19 protein-coding genes are annotated in these 25,060 nt (G+C 68.2%); 14 read left to right on the forward strand and 5 right to left on the reverse strand.

Annotated elements, in window-relative coordinates; all coding sequences use genetic code 11:
* Nucleotides 1-27 precede the first annotated feature (27 nt).
* The 3 genes from larE to ACOCMM_RS02780 are packed head-to-tail and all read left to right on the forward strand — an operon-like array spanning nt 28 to nt 3,745.
* Entirely contained in the window at nt 28-918 is an 891-nt protein-coding gene (gene larE, locus ACOCMM_RS02770; protein ID WP_419551674.1) for an ATP-dependent sacrificial sulfur transferase LarE, read from the forward strand.
* Nucleotides 918-1,460, forward strand: coding sequence for a hypothetical protein (locus ACOCMM_RS02775; RefSeq protein ID WP_419551675.1), 543 nt, complete (start codon nt 918-920; stop codon nt 1,458-1,460). The genes larE and ACOCMM_RS02775 overlap by 1 nt, the downstream gene beginning before the upstream one ends.
* On the forward strand, nt 1,457-3,745 hold the full coding sequence (locus ACOCMM_RS02780) for a [protein-PII] uridylyltransferase (protein WP_419551676.1): 2,289 nt from the start codon (nt 1,457-1,459) through the stop codon (nt 3,743-3,745). The genes ACOCMM_RS02775 and ACOCMM_RS02780 overlap by 4 nt, the downstream gene beginning before the upstream one ends.
* Nucleotides 3,746-3,842: 97 nt before the next feature.
* Here ACOCMM_RS02780 and ACOCMM_RS02785 read toward each other — a convergent pair whose 3' ends face one another.
* Nucleotides 3,843-4,706 carry a PAC2 family protein gene (locus ACOCMM_RS02785; RefSeq protein WP_419551677.1) on the reverse strand — a complete coding sequence of 288 codons (864 nt, stop codon included), beginning with the start codon at nt 4,704-4,706 and terminating at the stop codon, nt 3,843-3,845.
* Between the two features lie 70 nt (nt 4,707-4,776).
* Here ACOCMM_RS02785 and ACOCMM_RS02790 point away from each other — a divergent pair, with 70 nt between their 5' ends.
* The 4 genes from ACOCMM_RS02790 (at nt 4,777) to ACOCMM_RS02805 (ending at nt 6,963) form a co-directional block, all read left to right on the forward strand.
* Nucleotides 4,777-5,277, forward strand: a complete 501-nt coding sequence (locus ACOCMM_RS02790; RefSeq protein WP_419551678.1) for a GNAT family N-acetyltransferase — start codon at nt 4,777-4,779, stop codon at nt 5,275-5,277.
* Nucleotides 5,278-5,340: 63 nt separating this feature from the next.
* Nucleotides 5,341-5,844 carry a DoxX family protein gene (locus tag ACOCMM_RS02795; protein WP_419551679.1) on the forward strand — a complete coding sequence of 168 codons (504 nt, stop codon included), beginning with the start codon at nt 5,341-5,343 and terminating at the stop codon, nt 5,842-5,844.
* 58 nt (nt 5,845-5,902) lie between these two features.
* A complete protein-coding gene (locus ACOCMM_RS02800) occupies nt 5,903-6,334 on the forward strand; it encodes a GtrA family protein (protein WP_419551680.1) in 432 nt (143 codons plus the stop codon).
* Nucleotides 6,334-6,963 carry a class I SAM-dependent methyltransferase gene (locus ACOCMM_RS02805; RefSeq protein ID WP_419551681.1) on the forward strand — a complete coding sequence of 210 codons (630 nt, stop codon included), beginning with the start codon at nt 6,334-6,336 and terminating at the stop codon, nt 6,961-6,963. Before ACOCMM_RS02800 ends, ACOCMM_RS02805 begins: the two co-directional genes overlap by 1 nt.
* Here ACOCMM_RS02805 and ACOCMM_RS02810 read toward each other — a convergent pair.
* From ACOCMM_RS02810 to ACOCMM_RS02820, 3 genes are all read right to left on the reverse strand, one after another.
* Complete coding sequence (locus ACOCMM_RS02810) at nt 6,944-8,029, reverse strand: prenyltransferase (RefSeq protein WP_419551682.1); 1,086 nt, start codon at nt 8,027-8,029, stop codon at nt 6,944-6,946. The genes ACOCMM_RS02805 and ACOCMM_RS02810 overlap by 20 nt on opposite strands.
* 86 nt (nt 8,030-8,115) lie before the next feature.
* Nucleotides 8,116-8,898 carry a class I SAM-dependent methyltransferase gene (locus ACOCMM_RS02815; protein ID WP_419551683.1) on the reverse strand — a complete coding sequence of 261 codons (783 nt, stop codon included), beginning with the start codon at nt 8,896-8,898 and terminating at the stop codon, nt 8,116-8,118.
* Entirely contained in the window at nt 8,898-10,247 is a 1,350-nt protein-coding gene (locus ACOCMM_RS02820) for a glycosyltransferase family 4 protein (protein WP_419551684.1), read from the reverse strand. Before ACOCMM_RS02820 ends, ACOCMM_RS02815 begins: the two co-directional genes overlap by 1 nt.
* Nucleotides 10,248-10,447: 200 nt before the next feature.
* Between ACOCMM_RS02820 and hemE the strand changes: the two genes are divergently transcribed.
* The 4 genes from hemE (at nt 10,448) to ACOCMM_RS02840 (ending at nt 16,490) form a co-directional block, all read left to right on the forward strand.
* The gene (gene hemE / locus ACOCMM_RS02825; RefSeq protein ID WP_419554809.1) at nt 10,448-11,533 is read left to right on the forward strand and encodes a uroporphyrinogen decarboxylase; all 1,086 of its coding nucleotides are present in this window, start codon (nt 10,448-10,450) and stop codon (nt 11,531-11,533) included.
* 50 nt (nt 11,534-11,583) lie between these two features.
* The gene (gene hemG, locus ACOCMM_RS02830; protein ID WP_419551685.1) at nt 11,584-13,152 is read left to right on the forward strand and encodes a protoporphyrinogen oxidase; all 1,569 of its coding nucleotides are present in this window, start codon (nt 11,584-11,586) and stop codon (nt 13,150-13,152) included.
* Nucleotides 13,149-14,618, forward strand: a complete 1,470-nt coding sequence (lnt, locus tag ACOCMM_RS02835) for an apolipoprotein N-acyltransferase (RefSeq protein WP_419551686.1) — start codon at nt 13,149-13,151, stop codon at nt 14,616-14,618. The genes hemG and lnt overlap by 4 nt, the downstream gene beginning before the upstream one ends.
* Nucleotides 14,619-15,092: 474 nt before the next feature.
* On the forward strand, nt 15,093-16,490 hold the full coding sequence (locus tag ACOCMM_RS02840; protein WP_419551687.1) for an ammonium transporter: 1,398 nt from the start codon (nt 15,093-15,095) through the stop codon (nt 16,488-16,490).
* 53 nt (nt 16,491-16,543) lie between these two features.
* On the opposite strand, the gene ACOCMM_RS02845 is transcribed toward ACOCMM_RS02840, so the two are convergent.
* Nucleotides 16,544-17,095: a hypothetical protein gene (locus ACOCMM_RS02845; RefSeq protein WP_419551688.1), complete on the reverse strand. Its 552-nt coding sequence runs from the start codon at nt 17,093-17,095 to the stop codon at nt 16,544-16,546.
* Nucleotides 17,096-17,802: 707 nt separating this feature from the next.
* Here ACOCMM_RS02845 and ACOCMM_RS02850 point away from each other — a divergent pair.
* From ACOCMM_RS02850 to ACOCMM_RS02860, 3 genes are read left to right on the forward strand one after another with little or no spacing between them, the layout of a single operon-like run.
* Nucleotides 17,803-20,043, forward strand: a complete 2,241-nt coding sequence (locus ACOCMM_RS02850; RefSeq protein WP_419551689.1) for a HelD family protein — start codon at nt 17,803-17,805, stop codon at nt 20,041-20,043.
* On the forward strand, nt 20,036-20,239 hold the full coding sequence (locus tag ACOCMM_RS02855) for a CDGSH iron-sulfur domain-containing protein (RefSeq protein ID WP_419551690.1): 204 nt from the start codon (nt 20,036-20,038) through the stop codon (nt 20,237-20,239). Before ACOCMM_RS02850 ends, ACOCMM_RS02855 begins: the two co-directional genes overlap by 8 nt.
* Nucleotides 20,209-25,026, forward strand: a complete 4,818-nt coding sequence (locus ACOCMM_RS02860; RefSeq protein ID WP_419554810.1) for an Lhr family helicase — start codon at nt 20,209-20,211, stop codon at nt 25,024-25,026. The genes ACOCMM_RS02855 and ACOCMM_RS02860 overlap by 31 nt, the downstream gene beginning before the upstream one ends.
* Nucleotides 25,027-25,060: the final 34 nt, after the last annotated feature.

Here is a 25,060-nt window from a genome sequence, read left to right on the forward strand (position 1 = left end):
TTGTGGCCGAGGACTGGGAGCGACGACATGGCCGACTCGCATGCTGACGGAGGGCTGAGCGTGCAGGACGCGTCGGCGTCGGCCGAAGCCTCCATCGACCGGCTGCGTGCCTTCTTCAAACAGTCGGGACCAGTGATCGTGGCCTTTAGCGGCGGCGTCGATTCGGCGCTGGTGGCCTGGGCGGCCAACGAGGTTCTCGGAGACGATGCGCTCTGCGTGACGGCGGTTTCGGACAGCCTCGCGAGCGATGAGGCTGGGGACTGCGCGGCACTGGCTGCTGAGTGGGGACTCGCGTGGCAGACCGTCGAGACCGACGAGATGGCACGCGCCGCATATCGCGCCAATGACCCAGACCGCTGTTTTCATTGCAAATCAGCCCTCATGGACCAGCTCGAGCCCCTGGCATCGGTACGCGGCGCGGTGGTGGTGCTCGGCGTCAACCTCGACGATCTGGGGGATCACAGGCCCGGCCAGCACGCGGCACATGAACGGGGAGCGCGATTCCCGCTCGTCGAAACCGGTTTCGCCAAGGTCGACGTCCGGCGTGTCAGCGCCGAATTGGGTTTGCGCACCTGGGACAAGCCCGCTGCGGCATGCCTGGCCTCGCGAGTGCCCTATGGCACGCAGGTGACGGTGCCGCTGCTGGCGCGGCTCGATCGGGCCGAGGCAACGTTGCGCCGGCTGGGCTTCCGCCAGCTGCGAGTCCGCGACTACGGCGACACGGCACGCATCGAACTGCCGCTCGACGATCTTGCCGAGGCGATCCGCCAGCGTGAAGCCCTGGTGGAGGCGGTGCGCGCCGTCGGTTATCGCTACGTCACGCTTGACCTGGAGGGCTTCCGCTCGGGCAATCTCAACGGCGCGCTGACGAGCGGCACCTCGCCCAACTCTGCCTCTTCGGCCCCAGAGGCCGACTGATGAGCGCAGCCGGGACCGGTGCCGAGGCCCCGGCGGTGCCGCCCGACATTTCCGTGCCTGGGTCAGTAGAGGAAGCCGCAGATCTATTGGCCGATCTCGCCATCGCAGCATTGCCCGGCTGGGTCGAGCGATGTGTGACCGATGCGTGCGAGCGCGGGGGACTCACGGCAGCAGAACTCGGCGGACCGGCGCGTGCCGCTGGCTTGCAGTGCGCAGCCGAGACTGGCCCTGCGCTGCGCGATCTGCTGGCAACCGATGTCGACGCGCAGACATCCACGCCGTTGAGCGTGCTTCGCACCGCAGTGCGATTCCCGACACAGGTGCTCGCGGACGGCGGCGTGCCCGAGCCCGACCGGGACGACTTCGATGCGTCCCGTTTCCCCGACGATCCCTACGGTTTGACACCGGCGTCGTTCGCCGACATCGATCCGGGGCTGGGACCGATCGGCATCGGGTGGGGAGCAGCGAAGGCATACGAGGTGCTGCAGCGTCGGCGCGCGGCCGAGCCTGCGAGGCGCATCAATGCCGAGGGACAACGATGACGTCGTTCGGCGAGCGCCGCGCCGGGTTGATCGAAACGGCAGCCGCCGACCAACTGCCCGCGGCGCTGTCTGCGCTCACCGATTCCTGGCTGGCCGAGAGCTACGCAACCGAGGCCGCCGAGTGCGGACTGGGCGGCGCGAACGGCGCCAGCACGGGTGTCGCCCTCGTGGCCGTCGGCGGCTACGGCCGCAGCGAGCTGTGCCCCGGCAGCGACATCGACCTGCTCTTGCTGCACGACGATGTCGATACGGGCAACCTGGCCGACCGCCTCTGGTACCCGATTTGGGACGAGAAGCTCAAGCTCGGCCACGCCGTGCGCTCGATGTCGGGGACGCTGGAACTGGCGGCATCCGACACAGACACGGCCACGGCACTCGCCGATGCCCGCCACTTGGCTGGCGACGCGACTCTGACAGCCCGCCTCATCGAGGGCGTGCAGACCGACTGGCGCGACAACGCAGCACAGCGACTCGACGAGCTGCACCGTTCTGTCAGCCGCCGGCACAGCCAGAGCGGTGAGGTGGCTTTCCTGCTGGAGCCCGATCTCAAGACGGGCCGCGGCGGGCTGCGCGACGCCCACGCGATCAGGTGGGCGCGACTGGCGGGGGTTGAACTGCCCGCTGCGGACACCGAACGCCTCGCTGAGGCCTACCAGACGCTGCTGCGGTCCCGTGTGGACTTGCACCGCACCACCGGTCTGCGCAGCGATGTGCTCTCCGCGGATGACCAGGATGCGGTGGCCGAGCGATCCGGCGCAGTCGACGCCGATGCCTTCATGGCCGATATCGCGCGGGCGGGGCGCATCATCACGTTCCTGTCTGACCAGCTGTGGTCAACCATTGCCCGCCAGAGCACCGCCCTTGCGGCGCCGGATGTCGACATTGCCGGACTGGCAGTCCGCGACGGAGAGCTGGTGATCGACGGCGATCCTGCCGCCGACGTCGTCCTGGTGTTGCACGCGGCGGTGCAGTCGGCCCGCGGGGGCATCCCGATCAGCCGAGCCAGCCTCGACAAGCTGGCTGAGCGCCAGGCGCAGTTCCCGGACCCGTGGCCCCACGGCGCGCGAGCGCTGTTCGTCGAGCTGCTGGGTTGCGGACACCGCGCCATCGACGTCATCGAGACGCTCGACTACTTCGACGTGTGGACCCGGGTGCTGCCCGAGTGGGCGCCGAACCGCAATCGCCCTCAGCGCTCCCGCTACCACCGCTTCACGGTGGACCGCCATCTGCTCGAGGCCGTTGCCGAGGCGGCCCGCTTCACTCACCGGGTGGCACGCCCCGACCTGCTGCTGATGGGAGCGCTGCTGCATGACATCGGCAAGGGCTATCCGGGCGATCACACCCAGGCCGGCATGCGCCTGGCGGGCCCGATCGCCCAGCGCTGCGGTTGGCGCTCCACCGACGCTGACACCTTGGTGCGCCTCGTGCAGCACCACCTGCTGCTGACCGACATCGCAACCCGTCGCGACCTCGACGATCCGCTGACCGTCGCTACCGTCGCCCGCGCCGCCCAGACTCAGGAATTCCTGGAGCTTCTGGCGGTCATGACCGAGGCCGACTGCTTGGCCACCGGACCCATGGCGTGGGGGGACTGGACCGCCAACCTGGTTTCCGCACTTGTGGAGATGACCACTGAACATTTGAGCGGTTCCGATTCGACGCCGTCGACTCACCGCCGCCTGCTCACCACTGACGTCGTGGATCTGATGGCGGCTGGCGAGACCGCCCTGCGGGTCGATGGCAACGTCCTCACCGTGGTCGCACCCGACGAGCGAGGCCTATTCAGCCGAGCGGCAGGCGTGCTGGCACTGCGAGGGCTCGACGTGCTGCAGGCAGATGCCTATTCCAGCCCTGCGGGCATGGCGGTGTCGTCATTCCGGGTCGTGCCGCCCGACACGCCGGTCGATTGGGACCGGGTCACCTACGACGTGCGGCGGTCGTTGAGGGGCCACCTGGCGCTGGAAGCGCGCATAGCGGAGCGTGCCCGGGTGTACCGGCGGCGCCGAGCGCTCTCGGCGACACAGGCGGCTACGAGCGTCACATTCGACGCCGAGTCGGCCACGGGAGCAACGATCGTGGAGGTCCGCACCGAGGACCACATCGGCGTGCTGTACAAGGTGACCCGCGTGCTGGCCGAGATGGGTCTCGACATCCGGTCTGCCAAGATCCAGACGCTGGCGAACGAGGTGGTCGACGCGTTCTACGTGGTCGGTCCCGACGGTCCGGTCATCGACGAGGCGCACCAGCGAGAGGTGGAGCTGGCCCTGCGCCACATCCTGGCCTGAGCGACGCAGCTGATCAGTCTGGTTCCTGCTGACGCAGCTGATCAGTCTGGTTCCTGCTGACGCAGCTGATCAGTCTGGTTCCTGCTGACGCAGCTGATCAGTCTGGTTCTTGCTGACGCAAGAACTGCTCCAGTTCGTCGAAGAGGCCGTCGGGGTTCTCGACCATCTCGCTGAAGTCCTCGACGGCTTCGGCGGCGGACTCCTCGAGAATCTGCTGTGCGTATTGGGCGAGGGTGTCGTCACCCGCCACCAGCTCGTCGATCTGGTGGCCATAGTTGGCGGCGGCGCTGTGCAATTCCGACTCTCCCAGGGTGATGCCCATGAATCGGGCGACCCGCTCAGCCAGTGCCAAGGCGGCCTTTGGCGAGGGGTAGTTGTGCACGTAGGTCGGAACGGTCGCCCAGAACGACACGCTGGCGAAGCCGGCTCGATGGCAAGCGTCGTTGAGCACGCCGATGATGCCCGTCGGACCCTCGTAGGTGGACTGGCGCAAGCCCATGGTGAGGCTGAGGGCGGCGTTGTTGGAGGCGCCCACGACGTTGATCGGGGCGTTGTGGTGGGTGTCGGTGAGCAGGGCGCCCAGCGTGACAACGGTGGAGACGCCCAGCGAATTCGCCATCTCGATGATCACGTCACAGAAGGTGCGCCAGCGCAGCCGGGGTTCCACACCCAGCACGGTGATCACCGTCCGGCCGTCGTCGGCCTCGCCGATCCGTACGTCTGGCGTGGGCCAGTCGATCTGCCGCTCGCCGTCGACGACCTGCACACTGGGCCTCACTGAGGCGAAGTCGTAGAAGTACTCCGGATCGATCTGGGCCACGGGATGGCAGCGGAAGCGTCGCCGCAGGTACTTGGCCGATTCGGTGGCCGCATCGCCAGCATCGTTCCAGCCAGAGAACGCTGCGATGAGCACGGAGTCGCTGCTGGGTTCGGGTCGTTCGAACCACTCGAGATGGCCCACGGCGGCGAGGCTACCGGCAGCCCCACGCAGGCCGACCCCGACGCTCGGGTCTGCCCCTACGATGCGCACTGTGGCTGATCTCGCCAGTGCTCGAGGCGGCGCCGTCAACGCGGGCACGCACCATGCCGATGTTCGCATCGAGGTGTGCGAGCGTGTCGACGACGACGTGGTCACCGCCTTTGCGCGGCTGCATCCGCAACTGTCGAGCTCGCCGCCGCCAGATGCAGAGACGCTCGAGGGCATCGTCGGCCATCCGGCCAACACGGTGCTCGTCGCCCGCGCAGGGTCTGGTGAGGCCGGATCCGATGAGATTGTCGGCGCAATGATTCTCGTCCTGTTCCCGCTGGCGAGCGGCCTGCGGGCCTGGATAGAAGACGTCGTGGTGGACGAAGCCGCGCGCGGCCGCGGCATCGGAGCAGCGCTGAACCGGCGGGCCATCGAGATCGCCCGGCAGGCGGGCGCGCGCACCGTCGACCTCACGTCGCGACCTGACCGGGAGGCCGCGAACCGCCTCTACGACCGGCTCGGCTTCGCGCAGCGCACCACCAACGTCTACCGGCTTGACCTATGACTACCGTTCGGGCGCGACGGTCTCGCCCGCCACTGCCACACACCACTGGGGGACCCCGGAATCATGGATCCTGACAGCATCAACTTGGGCCTGTTCGTCCTGCGAGTCATCGTGGGCGTCACCCTGGCGCTGCACGGCATCGCCAAGTTCCGGGGCGGCATCAAAGGTGTCGGCAATTGGTTCGAATCTGAGGGTCTGCGCCCCGGTCTGCTGCACGCCTACCTCGCGGCCCTCACCGAGATCTGCGCTGGTTTCGGCCTGGCACTCGGGCTGGTGACGCCACTCAGCGCGATGGCGTTCATCGGCGTGATGACGACGGCTGGGTGGGTCGGCCACCGCAGCAACGGGTTCTTCATCATTCGCGAGGGCTGGGAGTACGTGTTCGTGCTCGCCGTGGCTGCGGCGTCAGTGGCGGCAGCCGGGCCCGGCGACTGGTCGCTCGACAACGCGCTCGGTCTCGACTGGAGCGGCCCTGTGTGGTTCGTCGTCGCCATTGCAGGCGGGCTGGCCTCGACGATCCTGCTGCTGGCCGCGTTCTACCGACCGAATGCGCTGGCGGAGACGTGACGTTGGGAACTCGTCCGTGAGGCCCAGACCATGAGACCTCGGCGATGAGACCCAAGCGATGAGCTGGGGATTGCTGGGTCGGCTGGCCGGCTACGGCACCGTGTCAGCGGGCACGGTGGTCGTGACTCAAGGCGTGCTGATTGTTGCGTACGCGGTGCTCGGCTGGCCCGCGGTGGTCGCCAACGTCGTGGCGGTGTGCGTGGCGGCCGGGCCCGCGTACTACGCCAACCGGCGCTGGGTGTGGGCTCGCACCGACCGGCACTCGGTCACCCGAGAAATCCTGCCGTTCTGGGGCTACAGCCTCGCCGGCTTGGGCGTCTCGTCGCTGTTCGTGGCGCTGGCCGAGGGGTGGTGGCACTCCACCGTCGCCGTCTCGGGAGCCAACCTGGTCGGATTCGGCGCTCTGTGGGTTGGCAAGTTCCTGCTGCTCGACCGTGTGCTGTTCGCCCGTCCAGCGACCCATCGGGTGACCGGCACCCCGGAGCGCTGATGAACCCGAGGCTGGCTGCGCTGGCCCAGCAGGTGAAGGGCTTCATGCCCCACACCGAGGGCTTGGCGCTGTACCGGGCCGCCGTCGAGGCGGCTCCACGCGGACCGCTCGTCGAGATCGGCTCGTATTGCGGCAAGTCGGCGGTGTACCTGGGTGCTGGCGCGGCGGAGGTCGGGGGCGTGTTGTTCACCATCGACCACCACCGCGGATCCGAAGAGATGCAGGCCGGCTGGGAGCATCACGACGCGGACATGGTCGATCCCCGCACCGGTCGCATGGACTCGCTGCCGCTGCTGCGCCAGACCATCGAGCGTGCCGGCCTCGAAGACACCGTGGTGCCCGTCGTGGGCGACTCGGTCACGATCGCGGCCCACTGGGGCGATGCCGCCCTGGTGTTCATCGACGGCGGTCATGGTGAGGCCCCTGCCCACGCCGACTACGAAGCTTGGTCCCCCAAAGTGATGCCCGGCGGCCTGCTGGCCATCCACGACGTATTTCCCGATCCCGCCGACGGCGGCCGTCCTCCCTACGAGATCTGGCTCCGGGCCCTCGCCGACGGCTTCACTGAGCACGCCGCCGAAGGCAGCCTGCGCATCTTGGCCAGACCGATCAGGGCCGAGGCGCAGTGATGAGTGCCTCTGCAGCCGCGGTCCGGCGGTCGAGAGCGTCAGTGGCCAGGAGCACAGCCGCCGCCGTGTAGGCCGACTGTTCTTCGTGCGGGAAGGTCTTGCCGTGGGGCACGACCCAGCCTGTGTAGTAGGCGCCGTCGGCCGTCCGCAGTGGCTCAGTGGCCTCAATGAGCTGGCGGGCGGTGGCCTCCTCACCGGCGCGCAGGTACGCGAGCGCGCACTCGCAGGTCTCCGCGGCGGTCACCCAGGGCTGATCGGCCACACAGCGCACGCCGTGGTTGCCGAGCAGGAACTTCGGTGCGCCTGCGGCGAGGTGGGCCCGGGCCTGCGCGCCGTCAACGGCTCCGCACAGCACTGGGTAGTACCAGTCCATCGCCCAGCGATCCTTGGGCTCGAAGCCGTCGGGTCGGTGGCGGATCTGGCGTTCGGTGCGTGCCAGCGTGCGAGCCCACGCCGGACGCTCGTGTCCCAGCAGGCTCGCCAGCGCCAGCCCGCATCGCAGCGAATGAACGATCGACGACGAGCCGGTCAGGAGCGCATACGGCCACGGTGTGCCGTCGGCGTGCACAGCCCACGGGATGTGCCCGCTGGCGGTTCGCAGCCCCACCACGAAGTCAAGGGCACGTGCCACCGCCGGCCACATCGTCTCGACGAACCCGCGGTCTGCAGTCGAGAGCCAGTGATGCCACACGCCCACGGCCACATAGGCGCAGCAGTTCGTGTCGACCTTGGCGTCCTTGATTCCATGCGAGGTGTAGTAGTTGTGCCAGCTGCCCGAAGCCTGCTGATTCGCCCGCATCCACTCGTAGGCGGTCTCCGCAGCGCTGTGCCTGCCCGCTGACGCCAGCGCCATGGCGGCCTCGACGTGATTCCACGGGTCGGCGTGCCCGCCTTCGAACCACAGGATGAGGCCGCCCGGCTGCTGGCAGGCATCGATGGCATCAGCCGTAGCAGCGACCTGTCGAGGCGACAGCAGCGGCGCGGTGCCGACGGCGAGCTGCCCGGAATGGTTCGGGCCGTGGTCGGGAGCCGCAGCGATTCCCGATGGTGCGAACTCAGGCGGCATCTGCGGCCCCCACCGGTTCGGCGAGCGGCCCGCCAACCGACGGCGTTGTGCGGACGCCGGCCAGCGCCGTGTCGGGCAGCGCGGACTCAGGAGGCATGCGAATCTCCCACCAACTCGGCACCGCTCGCCGCGTTGGTACGTGCCGACGCCTTGTATGCGTAGAGCACTGTCGACTTGGGCAGCACGGCGCTGAGCAGCCGGTCAAGCGTGCGCGTCAGGGGGGGCGCCGCCGTGATGTCCCACACGAGCAGCCGGTGGTAGGCCCGCACCAGCGGGTGGCTGTCGTTGCGGGGGCCGACCAGGCAGCGCAGCCACCAGTACGGCGTGTGCAGGCCGTGTGCGCCATGGCTGTCGGAGACGTACAGGCCTGCCGCTGCCAGCTTCGCCCGCAGCTCGCCCGAGCTGTAGATGCGCACATGGCCGTCGGGCACTTTGGGTGCGTGGTAGTCGCCCGAGAGCGCCCAGCAGACTCGCTCGGCGGCGGGCGCCGGGACGGTGACCGCGATGGTGCCGCCGGGCCGCAGCACCCGTGCCAGCTCTGCGATGGCCCGCTCGTCGTCGACGATGTGCTCGAGCACCTCCGCTGCGATGATCCGGTCGAAGCTGGCGTCTGCGTAAGGCAACGACGTGGCATCGGCCACGACCGCGTGGGCGAGCCGTTGCGCGGACTGCGAGGCGATCTCCCCGGTGTCGTCCATGGCCGCGAACATGTCCGTGACGGAGCGCAGTTCGTCGGGATCACGATCCGAGGCGACGGTGACGCAGCCACGGCGCGCGCTCTCGAAGGCGTGGCGGCCCGCGCCGCAACCGAGATCCAGCACCCGGTCGCCACGCTGGGCTCCGAGACGTTCGTAGTCGACCGTAAGCATCAGCGGCTGGCGAGCGCCTTGATCGCAGATGTGCGCGGCTGCCTCGCCGGGACATCTGCCAGTAATGCCCGGTATTGCTCGACGGTCTTGCGGGCCGTCGCCGCCCACGAGTAGTTGGCCTTCACCCGCGCTCGTCCGGCCGCTCCCACGGTCGATCGCAGTTCGGGCTGAGACAGCGCCCAGCCGATGCGGGCTGCGAGGGCCTCCGAGTCGCCGGGGGGCACCTGCAGGCACGTCTCGCCGTCTGGGCCGGTGACCTCGGGCAGGGCGCCGCCGGTGGTCGCCACCAATGGCACTCCACACGACATCGCTTCCACCGCGGGCAGCGAGAACCCTTCATACAGGGACGGCACCACGGCCAGTTGTGCCTCGTTGTACAGCTCGACGATGCGCTCGTCGGGCACGCCGCTCACGAACTCGACGCTGCCGGCCAAGTCGAGCTGGTCGATGAGCCGGCTTGCCGCCGAGTCGTCCTTCGGTCGGCCGATCACCACCAGGTGCAGTGCGGGGTTCTCGACTCGCAACTTCGCCAGTGCCTCGAGCAGGTAGGCGAGACCCTTCATGACCACATCCGCGCTGGCGGTGGTCATGAGCCGGCCCGGCACCGGCGTCACGTCGGGCAGGGGTCGGAACTGGTCGGGATCGACGCCGACTGTGACGATGTTCAGGCGAGCAGGATCCACGCCCAGGTCGGACACAATGTCGTCGAAGCTGTTGGTGGACACGGTCACAATGCGATCGAGACGCCGAGCCACCCGGTTCTGCATGCGGGTGAAGGCGTAGAAACGCCGCATGGCAAGCCGTTTGCCCCGCGTGGGCGCATGGGCGATCTCCAGTCGCCGGTCGACGGTGATCGGGTGGTGGATGGTGCCCAGCGTTGGCATGCCGGCCCGTCGCAGCCAGTCGATGCCGTAGCCCAGGCACTGGTTGTCGTGCACCAGGTCGAAGTTGTCGAGCCGGCTGCGCAGCGCCTGAAATGCCCGCAGGCTGAACGTCAGCGGTTCGGCGAACGAGGCCGTGCAGGTGATGATCCACTCCAGCACGTCGATCGGAGTACGGAACTCCGCCAGCTTCGGCACCCGGAACGGGTCGGGCATGCGATACAGGTCGAGGCTTGGAAGCTCGGTCAGTTTGATGCCCTCATCGAGGTGCGGGTAGGGCGGTCCACTGAACACCTCGACGCTGTGGCCGAGCATTGACAGCTCGCGCACCAGGTGGCGGACGTAGACGCCCTGTCCGCCGACCCAGGGGTGGCCGCGGTAAGTCAGCAGCGCGATACGCAACGGCGGACCGCTGTCAGCCGACGCGTCACTAGACCGCATGTCTGCTGGCCCGATGTCGGGACCCATCGCAGCCTCCATCCGCAAGCGAGAACTCAGCGAGCGACAACCCGGCAAAGCGGGAGCGGGCAGGCGAGTTCGTCGAGGTTGCGTGAGGCTACTGGGCGGTCTGTCCCCGCCGACTATGTCCCCTGTCGGAGAACGAGAGCACCACGAGCCGGTCCCGGTACCGTTCGCAGCGCATGGTTGGTGCTCCCGAGACCGTCACGATGCCCGCTGGGTCGCTGCCTGCTGACCATCCCATTCACCGGCTGGGCGACAGCCTCTACCTGCGTGCAGCCCGTTGCCAGCCGACCGGGCGGGTGCCGGTGTGGTTCCAGCGCCAGGCGGGTCGCTCGCTGCCGGAGTACCGGGCGCTGCGCGGCGACGGGAGCATTCTCGATGCCATCGCCGACCCGGCCACCGCGGCCGAGATCACCATGCAGCCGGTGCGCCGCTACGGGGTTGATGCGGCGGTGCTGTTCTCCGACATCGTGGTGCCTGCCGCTGCCGTCGACTTCGGGATCGACGTGGTGCCCGGCGTGGGTCCCGTCGCAGCCGAGCCACTGCGCAGCCGGGCCGACCTGGACCGCCTGCCGATGCTGGACGCGGACGCTCACACCCCCTACGTGCTCGAGACGGTGCGACTGCTGGCAGCCGAGCTCGACGTGCCGCTCATCGGATTCGCGGGGGCGCCGTTCACGGTGGCGAGCTACCTGGTCGAGGGCCGCCCGGCCCGCCAGCACCAGATCACCAAGGCGCTCATGCACACCGACCCGGCGCTCTGGCACGACCTCATGGAGCGTCTCGCTGCCATCGCCGTGGCCTCCATGCGATCGCAGGTGCTTGCGGGTGCGAGCGCCGTGCAGCTGTTCGACTCATGGGCTGGAACACTGTCGCCGGCCGACTATGCGGCATATGTGGCGCCCCACAGCAAGCGTGTCTTCGACGAGCTGGCCGATCTCGGTGTGCCACGAGCGCACTTCGGCGTCGGCACTGGGGAATTGCTCGACCAGATGGCCCAGGTGGGCGCCGACGTGGTGGGAGTGGACTGGCGGATACCGCTCAGCGCGGCGCGCCGGCGAGTCGGGCCAGGCGTGGCGTTGCAAGGCAACTTGGATCCGGTGCTGTGCCTGGCCGGCTGGCCAGCCGTGCGCGCAGCGGCCGACCGCATCCTGGCCGAGGGCACCCGGCAGCCCGGGTACATCTTCAACCTGGGCCACGGCGTGCTGCCCGAAACCGACCCATCAGTGCTGGAGCGCCTGACAGACCATGTGCATGAGTACCAGCCGGCGAACGCAAGCCAGCACGAGTGAGCGAGCGGGGGCCTCGTCATGGCACCCACTAGTCATGATGACCTGTAGTCATGGCACCTAAGCGGGTCGTCGTGGTCGGCGGCGGCATCTCCGGGCTGACTGCTGCGTACCGCCTGCTGCATCCCGCTGACGCCGGAACTGCGGTGCCCAGGGTGGTGCTGATCGACAGCGCCGAGCGCCTGGGCGGCAAGATCCACACCACTCCATTCGAAGGCGTGCCGGTCGACGAGGGCGCCGATGCATTCCTGCTGCGGGTGCCCTGGGCGATCGAACTCTGCGACGAGCTGGGAATCTCGGCCGAGCGCATCTCGCCATCGATCGGCGGTGCCTCGGTCGTTCACGCCGGCCCAGACGGTCCGCAGCTCACGTCCCTTCCCGACGGACTAGTGGGCGGGGTGCCGACCCGGCTCGGACCGCTGCTGCGTTCCCCGCTTCTGGGTCCGGCGGGCACGCTGCGCGCCGCAGCCGACTATGTGCTGCCGCGCCGGTTCACCGCACGCCGATTGGGTCCTGACGGGATCGACGTGGTGACATCCGACCCGGGCGAGAACGCGCGCTTACGGCTCAAGTCCGCCAGCGTGGGCGACATCGTGCGCTCTCGGCTCGGAGCGGCGGTGTCGTCCCAGGTGGTCGACCCGCTGCTCGGCAGCATCAGCGCGGGGGACACCAACCGGCTGGACGCAGCAATGTCGGCGCCGATCCTGATCGAAGCGCTCGGACGCAGCCGCTCGCTCATGCGGGGACTGCGCCGGATGCAACCGGCCCCCGTCCCAGGTGCCGACGGTCCGGCACCGATCTTCGGCAGCTTCGAAGGCGGGATGGGTCGGCTGGTCGAAGCGCTATTGCAGCGGCTCGACGGATGCATCTTGCGGCTCGGCCACTCGGTGGAAGCAATCCGGCGCCCCGGAACACGGTTCGCCGTGCACACCGGGTCCGAGGTGCTCGCCGCAGACGCGGTCATCATTGCTGCACCCGCTCATGCGGCGGCGGAGGTGCTGCCGGGCGCGCCCAACGCTGCCGCTGCGCTCTCGCGCATCGGCTACGCGTCGGTGGCGGTGACGACGCTCAGCGTGCGCCCCGATGCCATCGAAGCGCCGGCCGAGGCCGGCTTCCTGGTCACCCGAGACATCGGCTGGCTGACGACGGCCTGCAGCTACGGGTCGGCGAAGTGGCCGAACTGGTCTGGCGGCGGCAACAGCGACGTCGGCAACTGCGACGCCGGCAATGGGGGCAACGAGGGCATCCCAAACGCCATCCTGCGTGTCTCGGTCGGCCGGGATGACGACGACCGCCACACGCGCCTGAGTGACAGCGAGCTACTGGAAACCGTGGTGGGGGAACTGTCTGGCCTGGCGCCCCTGCGAGGGCTGCGCGATCCCGCGGCAATCACGTCGTGGCGCGTCTCGCGCTGGGAGCGGTCGCTGCCTCAGTACGTGCCGGGTCACGGACATCTCGTCGAGCGCATCGAGAGCGCACTCGCCCGCGAACTCCCCGGTGTGTTCGTGACCGGTGCGGCCTACCGGGGACTTGGCATCCCCGCCTGCATCCGGCAAGGCAATGAAGCGGCAGCAGCAGTGGTGCAGCACCTCGGCTCAGGCCCGCCCATCACCTCGCCGTGAGCCGTCCAGCCGTGTCGGGTCGGCTGCTGCGCGACGGCCTGGCCGTCGCCTTGGGCGCACTCACCATGCTGTCGCTGCCTCCATGGGGGCTGTGGCCGCTCGGGCCCATCGGCCTGGGCCTGTGGCTGCGTTATTGCAACCGGGGCGCAGGTCGCTGGCGCGATCGGCTCGAAGCAACAGGCGCCTTCTGGCTCGGCGCGTACGTGCTCGGGCTGTTCTGGATGACCGAGCTGACGGTGCCCGGATGGATCGCGGCCGTGCCGGTCGAAGCGCTGATCATGGCGCTCCCGGTCTCGCTCGTCGCCCCGAGCGGCTGGCGGCGGACCCTCGGCGTGCCCGCAGCGCTGGTGCTGGGCGAGGCAGTGCGCTGGCGCGTCCCGTTCGGCGGCGTCCCGATGTCCAACCTGGCGCTGGGACAGGTCGAGGGACCATGGCTGGGCGTCGCCGTCCTGGCCGGCCCGCTGGGCGTGATCGCGCTGGTCGGCGTGGGGGCTGTCATCGTCGAGCGGCTCTGTGCTCGGGAATGGTGCGACGTGGCGTGGCCAGCGGTGGCTGCGATCGGCCTTCCCCTCGCGGCACTGGCCTGGCCGGCGACGACCGTCGATGCCACCATCACCGCCGCGGTCGTGCAGGCCGGCGGCGAGTTGGGAACGAACGTCGACACGCCCCAGCGCAGCGTGCGGACTCGGCACCTTGAGGCCACCGCGGCCTGGGAGGGCAACGCAGATCTGATGCTGTGGAGCGAGAGCAGCACGTCCAGCGACGGTCCCCTCGAGGCGTCTGACCGTCTGGCAGAACTTGAGGCGTTAGCCACTGAACGCGATCTGGTGCTCGTGGCCAACTTCTACGAGCGGATCCCCGACGGCCAGCGCTTCCGCAACACGACCGTCGCCATCGATCCCAACACCGGACTGTCGGACCGGTACGACAAGGCCCACCTGGTGCCCTTCGGCGAGTACGTGCCGCTGCGCAGCGTGGTGGAGCGGTTCGCCGACCTGTCGCTGATTTCCCGGGAGGCGATCGGAGGTGCCGGTCCGGGCCTGCTGACGACCTCATTGGGCGACATTGCTGCTGTCACGTCCTACGAGGTGTACTTCAGCGAGTTGGTCCGCGACGGTGTCCGTGCGGGCGGGCGCATCGTGGCCAACCCCACGCTCGCGTCGTCGTACAGCACGTCGGTGGTACCGGCGCAGTCGCTGGCCAGCGCCCGGCTGCGAGCCGTCGAATCGGGTCGCTGGGTGCTGCAATCCTCCACCACCGGCTACAGCGCGATCGTGTCCCCGAAGGGCGAGATCACACATCGCAGCGAGCTACGCGAATCCGTCGTTCTGGCCGCCAATGTGGACCTTCGCTCGGGATCCACCCCGGCGACGGTGCTGGGCTCGTGGCCCCTCATGCTGGCTGCTGTCGTCGTTCTGGCATCGTGCGCCGTGACAGCTGCGCGCACGAAGAGGCAGCGACAATAGGCGTACCTTCGTCTGACGAACGTCTTCTATCCCGCTCTTGTTCGCTGCGCTCACGGGCCGCGCGGGCCACGGCTTCACCGCCTATCGGCTCAGCCTCTGAGTTGCATCATCCTCGTACGGATGACCCCGAGACCGTCCGCCAGGGCCATCGCCCACGACCCGTCCGCATGTACCACCGCATGGAAGAGATCCATCTGACGGTCCCTGGGACCGAATTCGGAGCGAGTCGCAATGTCCGTGATCATGTGCTCAGCCATGCTTGATGTCCGAATCGGGGCGCTGTGGCGACCGTACCGAGGGTCAGAGGGGCTTTTCCGCGGACTCACGCACCCAAACCCGCCCACCTCATGAACCATCAGGGTTAGAGTATGAACAATCAGGGTTAGGGTGCATGTCGCCCGAGGGGTGAGCCGCGTTCGTTTCAGGCTTGTGTGCCGTCGGACAGCGGACCGGCGATCTCAAGGAGCCAATGTCATGGCAGCTACCGTCCCTGCGAGCGCCAAGCTTGCAACAACTGTCCTGTTGGCGTTGGCGGCCCTCTTCTTGCTGCCTTCGGCTGCGGGTGCGTTCCAAGCCTCAGAGGCGGCTGCCGAGGGGATCGGTGACGAGACCCAATTCGTGCTCAACACGTTCTCGCTCCTCATTTGGGGAGCGCTCGTCATGTGGATGTGCGCTGGGTTCACGATGTTGGAGGCTGGTTCCGTCCGTTCGAAGAACGCGTCGATGATCTGCTTGAAGAATGTCGGCCTATATTCGGTAGCCGGGCTCATGTTCTTCGTGATCGGCTTCAACCTGATGTACGGCGACGTTGAGGGCGGATTTCTCGGCACGTTCAGACTGCTCGTCGGTCCGTCGGATGCTGAAGTCTCGATTATGTCGGGCGGCACAGGAGCGATCGGCGACCTGCTCAGCACCGGTCGCTCCGAGCCGGCGTTCTGGTTCTTCCAGATGGTGTTCGTCGCGACGGCGGCATCGATCGTGTCGGGCGCAATCGCAGAGAGAATCAAACTGTGGGTGTTCCTGGCGTTTATCGCAGTGCTGACCGCATTCATCTACCCGATCGTGGGAGCATGGACGTGGGGCGGAGGTTGGCTCGCCGAGCGAGGCTTTCAGGACTTCTCCGGCTCCACCGTGGTTCACAGCACGGGTGGCTGGGCGGCACTCGCCGGGCTCTTGGTCATCGGTCCGCGTCTGGGCAAGTTCCGAGCAGACGGCACCGTCAAGACCACGCCTCCGTCCAATGTGCTGTTGGTCACCTTGGGGGTGCTGATCCTGTGGTTCGGATGGTTCGGGTTCAACGGCGGATCGCAGTTGGCATTGGCAAGTGCCAAGGACGCCGTGTCAATGAGCATGATCCTGGTCAATACGAACTTGGCTGGCGCGTCCGGTTTCGTCATGACACTGTTAGTCGTCCGCCGGTTCTGCGGCCGGCTCGACCTGGCTGTATGTCTGAACGGCGCTCTCGCCGGATTGGTTGCCATTACCGCCGGTCCGGATCTCGTGGAGTTCTGGTGGTCTGTGATCATTGGTGCCGTCGGTGGTCTACTGGCGACTGCATCGACACGGGCGCTGGAGAGGTATCGGGTGGACGATGTCGTCGGCGCGGTGCCCGTGCATCTCGTGGCCGGCATCTGGGGAACTCTGGCCGCGAGCATCGCTGCTGGCGCTGATCTGGGGACTCAGCTCGTGGGCGTGTTGTCGATCGGAGCCTTCGTATTCGGCGCTTCGCTGTTGCTGTGGAAGGTCTTGGATCTAGTGGTAGGTGTGCGCGTCGACTCCGATGTCGAACGGGTTGGACAGGATGTCGGCGAGTTGGGCATCGAGTCGCAGCCTGAGTTCATGCTCATGCCTGATGATGTTGGCGACATGTAGGCCCGCTCAGAGCTGAGATGCTCAGATGCGACGACATGCCGACGAGGCCCAGCTCAGCCGGCTATCCAAGGACCGGGCAGAAGCAACACTCCGAGCCTGTCTCGCGGCCTCAGGGTGATTGAGACCCAGTGATCAATGTGTATCGCGTCTTGCATGCTCAGGCGAGCGATTCCTTCCCTTGATCGCAGCGTGACCGTGTCGCCGTCGCCGTCGACGTCGACAGGCGGGTTCGTCTTGACGCGCAAGTGTCCACGATAGTCAGGATTGGCAGACAACGACAAGCAGCGGCGCAACTCGGCAAACGCCGAAGGTCGGCCCCGCAACAGCGCCGGGGTCTCGCAGTCGGTGAATGCAATCCACACCTCGCGATTCGCGTGGACATAGCCGGCACCCCGCACCGGTGGCAGTTTCCCGTCTCCGTGGACCATCCAGCGGCGAAGACTTGCGGCAGCAAGCGAGGCCGCCTGGGTCGTTCCTCCGCTTGCGCGCGCGAGTCCTGCGCTGAGGCGATGGACGTCGGCAACCGTGACGCGGCTGATGACTCGACCGTCGACGCCGTAGCCGCCTGCGGACGCCTTTCGCTCAAGATCATGGAACAGGTGCATGTCGATCCCGGCTTCGTTGGATGGCTGAGGCGAACAACAGTAGACGCTTGACTACGACTCGACGAATGCCGGAGTGCCCAGCCTTGATTCACCCCGGGACGTTTCTCTGGTTGTCAAGTGCGGATTGTGAGGGTGGCGGAGTCGGCTCGGAGCGGCTCGCGTGCCTGGACGGGACGGACAATGCAGTGATGAGGCATCTTTGGGCACAGGTTCCTATGAGGTCACGTCGCTCGTTCCGGACCGGCCGCAGCTGGCAAGTCCCAGAAACGGGCCGCTCGTCGCCCGGTGAGACATGAAGCAGACATAGATGACTCCGAGCGATGGGCCAGCGGGCCGCACTCGGTTCGGATGCGCTATGTCTCACGTGCCCGGTGATCAGCCGTTGCAGCCTTTGACGATTGGCCGACTAGCGGCGATTCCCCCGCCAGCACTGCCAGATGCTCGACAACACCCTGCGCACTGCCGTGGCGACACAATTGGTTGATGGAGTCTTTGGGCTCGGCGGCGCAGCGGTGGGTTGCGCGGCGGAGCCATTTGGTGGCGGGCTCGGAGAGCCGGCGCCGGTGTCGAGGGCTGCGAACAGGTCGGTGGACGCCTTGTAGTCGTCCACCAGATGGGGCTTGAGCCCGAACGCGCGCCAAGAGGCGCGCCGGTACCACCCGCCCCCAGTAGCCTTGATCAGCCTCAAAAACGGTGACGAGCCAAGCGTGAGCCATCCGGAAATCCAGGCAGAACAAGCACATATCGACCGCGCGCATGCGCTTCTGGAGTCTTCCCGGGAGCGAGCGACGCGGCTGCGCGACATGGTCGAGGTCGGCCGCGGTGGCACCCGGCAGGCGAGGTTCGAACGCGACGTCATCGAGGACGCCGTGGCAGGTCGCCTCAGCCAGCTCGAGCTGGGTTCGTCGTCGCTGGTGTTCGGCCGCATCGACCGGCCGGCCAAGACCAGCGACGACGCCCCCGAGCCCGATGCCACCGGTCCCAGCGAGACCTTCTACATCGGCCGGCTGGCCGTTGCCGACGAGCGGCAGGAGCCCGTCGTGGTGGACTGGCGGGCCCCGGTCGCGGAGCCGTTCTTCCGTGCGACCGGCGGCGACCCGCTGGGACTGCTGCGGCGCCGCCACTTCGTGTGCCGTGGCCGCGTCCTCGCAGACTTGGAAGACGAGGTCTTCGACCTCGACGCTCTCGACGGCGATGGCTCCGATAATGGCCGACCGCGGCTGAACGCCCACGGGGCGCTCTATGCGGCCCTCGAAGAGCGCCGAGACGGCCAGCTGCGGCAGGTCGTGTCGACCATTCAGGCCGAGCAGGACGAGATCATCCGCAGCCCACGCAAAGGCATCCTGGTCTGCCAGGGCGGCCCCGGTACCGGCAAGACGATCGTGGCATTGCACCGTGCCGCCTACCTGCTCTACACGTACCGTTTCCCGCTCGCAGGCCAAGGCGTGCTGGTTGTCGGCCCCAATCGACTCTTCCTGCGCTACGTCGAGCGCGTGCTCCCCAGCCTGGGCGAGGTCGGCGTGCACCTGTTCGTGCTGGCCGATCTGTTCAACGACATTTTCCCCGAGGTGCGGATCCGATTTGCAGACGCACCCGACGTCGCCCGCGCCAAGGGCGATGCCCGCATGTCGCAGGTCATCGTGAACGCCGTGCGGGACCGCCAACGAGCTCTCCGCAGCGACCTTCGCTTGGAGTTCGGGCTGAGCTACGTCACCCTTGCCGCAAGCACGTCACGCGCCATCGTGGCCGAGGCTCGCCGCCGGTTCCGCCATCACAACGCCGGTCGTGCCTTCGTGGAGCAGGAGGTCTACGCGGCCATGTCGGCCTCTCACCGGCGTCGGCCCGACCCCGTCAAGCTGCGTGACCGACTTGCCCGTCACCCTGAGGTGATGGCGGCGTTCGAGCGCATGTGGCCGCTGTTGACGCCGGCACAGCTGCTGCGCGACCTGTTCGGTTCACGCGCGCTGCTTCGTTCAGCGGCTGCCGGCGTGCTGCGTGAGGTCGAATGGGAATCGCTGCATCGGCCCCGCGGCGACAGCGAAGCTGACTACGAGTGGAGCGATGCCGACGTTGCGCTGCTCGATGAGGCCTATGCCGTGCTGGGGCCCCGGTCGCGCTCACGCAAGCGACGCAGCGACACCGAGATGCGCACGTACGGGCACATCGTGGTCGACGAGTGCCAGGACCAGCCACCGATGGCGCTGCGGATGATTGCCAGGCGCTCGCTCAACGGCTCGATGACGCTGGTCGGCGACATCGCCCAGGCCACGTCTGCGCACGCGCCATCGGGTTGGCAGGAAATCCTCGCTCACCTGCCGTCGGGTCCGGTGCCTCCGCGGCTGGCTGAGCTCACCCTCAGCTACCGCATTCCCCAGCCCAGCCTTGAACTCGCCAATCGTGTGCTCGCGGCAGCTGCGCCCGGTCTCGCGCCGCCAGCTGCCGTGCGCATCGACGGGTCGCCGCCTCGCTTTGTCTCGGCGTCCCAGAGCTTGGCTCACACCGTGCTGGAGACGGTGAATTCCGAGGTTGTCGCGCTCGACGGCGGGAGCATGCTCGTGGTGTCGCCCACCCAGTTCATGGACGAGATCGCGGCGCTGTTGGCAGATGCTGGTGTGGATTTCGGCCGCGCCACCGCGGCCAGCCGCAACGCCACCGGTGCGCTGCACCCGCGCGTCACCTTGGCGCCCGTGCGCCTGTGCAAGGGCCTCGAAACCGACGGAGTCGTGGTGGTGGAACCCGGCGCGATGGTCGATGAGGAACCCCAGGGCCTGCGGGCTCTCTACGTAGCGCTGACTCGCGCGACCAAGAGAGTTGCGGTGGTGTACTCACAGCCGCTGCCCGATCCGCTCCGGGCGGAGATCATGCGCGGTGCCGAGTCGTGCAACACTGGCCGCACCGCCGCAAACGCCGATGCGGTTGAGGTGAACTCGGGAGAATCACATGGCTGATGTCACGGTGACAGTGCTGAACAACGGACCGCTGCTGGTCCGCGGTTTGTGCCAGATCGACGACCACGAAGGAAACTCGGTGGCCGACAGCGATTCGGTCGTGGCTCTGTGCCGCTGTGGCCAGTCGGGCACGAAGCCGATGTGCGACGGCAGCCACAATCAGGGATTCGACGGCTCCCTCAACCCCCCGAGCTAGACACGCACCCTTCGCTCGCGGCATTCTCCACGTCCACTGCGGCGTGGTTCTCCTCAACATTTGCCGCGCCGACGCAATGTCAGGTCTCGGGATGGGAGAGCATCTCGGCGGGCAGCCACTGCCTGATCGCTGCGCCGACCGGCTCGGGCAAGACACTCGCCGCGTTCCTGTGGGCCATCGATCGGGTCATGTCCGAGCCCGAGCCGCCACGTGCCGAACGCACTCGGGTGCTGTACCTGTCGCCGCTGCGGGCGCTGGCAGTCGATATCGACAAGAACCTGCGAGCGCCGTTGGCTGGCATCGGCCTGGCCGCCGAGCGCCTTGGCACCGTTGTGCACACACCGACCGTGGGCGTGCGCACCGGTGACACCAGCGCCGCTGAGCGGCGGCGGCTGATCACCCGGCCACCCGACATCGCCATCACCACGCCTGAGTCGCTGTATCTCATGCTGACCTCGCAGGCGCGCGAGACGCTGCGATGGGTGCGCTGGGTCATCGTCGACGAGATCCACTCGGTGGCCGCCACCAAGCGGGGCACGCACCTGACGCTGTCGCTGGAGCGGCTGTGCGAGCTGACCGTCGAGCCGCCGCAGCGGATCGGCTTGTCGGCCACCCAACGACCCCTGTCTGAAGTCGCCCGGTTCCTCGGCGGCAACGATCCTGACCAGCCGGCCTCCAGACACGTCGTGATCACCGATGCGGGCATGAGCTCTCAGCTCGACGTGGAGGTCATCGTCGGGGTGTCCGACATGGGCGACCTGGCAGTCGCCAGCGCTGCGGGAACGCCCAACGGCAACGTGCGAGTCGATCACGACGATGATTTCGCAGCGCCGCGTGGGGTGGCGCCATCAGACACAGCGCCGGAGCTTGCGGCGGCGCCATCAGACACAGCGCCGACAGTCCCAGGCAGTCCAGCACCGCAGACCCGCTCCAACAGCATCTGGCCCGCCATCCATCCGCGCCTGCTGGAACTCGTCTACGCGCACCGATCCACGATCATCTTCACCAACGCCCGCCGGCTGGCCGAACGGCTGGCCTCGCGGCTGAACGAACTGCATCTCGACGGGCTGAACCGCGCTGCCGAGGCCGAAGGCACCTCGCCGCCGGAGGGTGAGGAGCTGGTGAGAGCGCATCACGGGTCGCTCAGCCGCGAGCAGCGGCTGACCATCGAAGACGACCTGAAGTCGGGCCGTGTGCGCGCCATCGTGGCCACCTCATCGTTGGAGCTGGGCATCGACATGGGAGCGGTGGACCTGGTGATCCAGGTGGCCTCGCCCCCGTCGGTGGCGGCAGGACTGCAACGCATCGGGCGCGCGGGTCACCACGTCGGTGCGCCGAGTGTGGGGAAGATCTTCCCCCGCCACCGCGGCGACCTCGTCGAGGCGGCAGTGGTGGCACAGCGAATGGGCACAGGCGAGATCGAATCGATCCGCTTCCCCCGCCAGCCGCTCGACGTGCTGGCCCAGCAGGTTGTGGCGATGGTCGCCGTCGACGACTGGTCGGTGAACGACCTGCTTGGCGTCGTGCGCCGTGCCGCTCCCTACGAACAGCTCAGCGAAGAGGTGTTCTCCTCGGTGCTGGACCTGCTCGCCGGCCGATACCCGTCAGAGGAATTCCGCGAGCTGCGGCCGCGCATCGTCTGGGACCGCACCACCGGAATGCTCCGTGCTCGCCAGGGGGCCGGCCGCTTGGCGGTCACCAACGCCGGCACCATTCCCGACCGGGGTCTGTACGCGGTGTTCACCACCGACGGATCGCGTGTGGGCGAGCTGGACGAGGAGATGGTGTACGAGGCCCGCGTGGGCGAGACGTTCCTGCTGGGGGCGTCGACGTGGCGGATTGCCGAGATCACCTTCGACCGTGTCGTGGTCACGCCTGCGCCGGGCGAGCCGGGCAAGATGCCGTTCTGGCACGGCGACGGCCCTGGCCGACCGCTCGAGCTGGGCCGGGCGGTAGGGGCGTTCATCCGCACCGTCGGCGACCAGTTGCCCGACCCGCTGACGCCCGACTTCGCCACGGACAGCTCTGACGATGCGGTCACTGGGCTGATTAGCCGTCTGCAGCGCGAGCACTGCCTGGACCGAACCGCGGCAGAGAACATCCTGCGGTATCTGGACGCGCAGCGGACTGCGACTGGCGTTGTGCCCGATGACCGCACGATCGTCGTGGAGCGGTTCCGCGACGAGATCGGCGACTGGCGGATCTGCATCCTCACCCCGTTCGGCGCCCGGGTGCATGCCCCGTGGGGCATCGCGCTGCAGGCCAAGTTCGCGCAAGGGGCTGCCCCAAGCGGCGAAGGACCAGTCGAGCTGTTGTGGAGCGACGACGGCATCGTGCTTCGATTGGGTGACGTCTGGTCTCCAGACGACGAGGCGGCCTTGCAAAGCAGGCCTGGCCTCGATGCTCCCGATCTGGCGCTCGATCCCGACGAGGTGCGCGAAGCCATCGTGAACCACCTGCCGTCGACGGCACTGTTCGCGTCCCGCTTCCGGGAGGTTGCCGGCCGCGCCCTGCTGCTGCCGCGCCGACGGCCGGGCGAGAGGGTCCCGCTCTGGCAGCAGCGTCAGCGTTCGGCGGGACTGCTGGAGGTTGCGGCGAAGTATCCGAGCTTCCCGATGCTGCTGGAGACCTCCCGCGAGTGCCTGCAGGAGGTGTTTGACGTGCCGGCGTTGTCGGAGGTGCTGGGCGACATCAAGTCCCGCAAGATCCGCATGGTGACTGTCGACACCGACGGTGCCTCACCGATGGCCCAGAGCCTGCTCTTCGACTGGATCTCAGTGTTCATGTACGGCGGCGATGCCCCGCTGGCCGAGCGTCGGGCCGCGGCGCTGGCACTGGATCGCGACTTGCTGGCCGACTTGCTGGGTGCCGAGGAGTTGCGCGAGTTGCTCGACGCCGAGGTGCTGGCAACCCTCGAACTGGAGCTTCAGCGCTTGGCCGATGATCGCCGTGCCCGCGATGCCGACGAACTCGCTGATGTGCTGAGCCGAGTTGGCGATCTCACGGCACTGGAAATCACGCACCGTTGCGAACCAGACGCGTCGGGTTCGCCGCCGGGCGAGCGCTGGCTGGCCGAGCTGCTGGCCGAGCGCCGTGCGGTCGAAGTCCGTATCGCCGATGAGACCCGCTACGTCGCCGTCGAGGACGCAGCGCGCTGCCGTGACGCGCTCGGATGCGCCTTGCCGGTGGGCTTGCCGGCTGCGCTGACAGTCGATGCGTATCAAGGCACCGATCCACTTGACGAGCTGGTGGCTCGCTTCGCAGCAACGCATGTGCCATTCGAGACCGAGTCGGCCGCGCAAAGATTGGGCATCCCGCTGGTCCGGGTGACCGCGGCGCTCAACCGCCTCGAGGGGACCCGACGGGTGACCCGGGGCGCGTTCCGGCCCGATGGCACCGGCACTGAATGGTGCGACATGTCGGTGCTGCGAACGGTGCGGCGGCGCTCGCTGGCCCGCCTGCGTCGCGAGGTGGAACCGGTGCCGCCCGAGGCTTACGCTCGCTTCCTGTCCGCTTGGCACAGTATCGACCGGCCCCGGCGGGGTGCCGATGCGCTGGCCGATGCCATCACCCAGTTGGCGGGTGCGCCAGTCGCAGCGTCGATCTTGGAGGCCGACGTGCTGCCGGCTCGCCTGGCCCGCTACGGCGGGGCCGATCTCGACGCGCTGCTGGCCAGCGGAGAACTGGTGTGGATCGGCGCGGGATCGCTCGGCCCCAACGACGGCCGCATCCGTCTCTACTGGCGCGACGAGATCGCCACCCTGGTGCCGCCGCCCGACGACGAGCCCGATGACCCTGTGGCGGCAGCCGTGCTCACCCACCTCGCAGAGCGCGGCGCCGCGTTCTGGACTGACCTGTTCGCAGCAGTGCACGCTGCCACTTCAGGCGATGCGCCAGCCGATCTGTCCGGACTGTCCGAGCGGGTGCTGGCAGCTTTGTGGGACCTGGTGTGGGCGGGATTGGTCACCAACGACACCTTCGCCCCGCTGCGAGCGCTCGGTCCACGCAGGGGCCGAGCGGCGAAGGCCAAACGGCCCGGCAGGCGCGCAGCTGGTGCGTCACGAGGCCGATCGGGTGTGCTGACACGCTCGGGTCCTGGTCATCGGCCCCGCCCGGGACGCCTGCGTGCTGGGGGACCGCCGAGCGCGGCGGGCCGCTGGTCGTTGGTGTTGCTGCTGCGCGAACCCGCACCGTCGCCGACCGAGCGTGCCCACGGCGCGGCGCAAGCGCTGCTGGAACGCCACGGCATCGTCACCCGCCCCGGCGTGCTGGCTGAGGGTCACCCAGGAGGTTTCGCCGCGGCCTACGGCATCCTGCGTGCGCTCGAGGAGCGGGGCAGCGTGCGGCGGGGTCACTTCGTGGAAGGCCTCGGTGCCGCCCAGTTCGCCACCGCCGCGGCAGTGGAGCGCCTGCGAGACCACCGCGAGGGATCCGGCGACATGGTCGTCCTTGGAGCGGCAGACCCGGCCCAGCCCTACGGCGCCGCCCTCGGCTGGCCACCCAGCGACGGCCGTCCCAGCCGAACCGCTGGCGGCCATGTGGTGCTCTGCGACGGATTCCCGCTCGTCATGCTCGACCGGGGCGGTCGCACCCTGCACACCTTCGAGCACGCCAACACTGACCTGCGCTGGATCGATGCACTGCGCGACGCCCTCGCCACCGGCCGACTCACCAGGGTCGAGCTGGCACGCATCGATGCCACACCCGCCGCCGAGCACCCGATCCACGACACCCTGACGGCCAACGGCTTCACCCCCGGCTACCGAGGCCCCACCCTGCGCGCTTGATCGCGAAAAACCGTTAGCTGAGGCACGAGGCACA

Source organism: Candidatus Poriferisodalis sp. (genome assembly GCF_965198245.1).
Lineage (GTDB): Bacteria > Actinomycetota > Acidimicrobiia > Acidimicrobiales > Poriferisodalaceae > Poriferisodalis.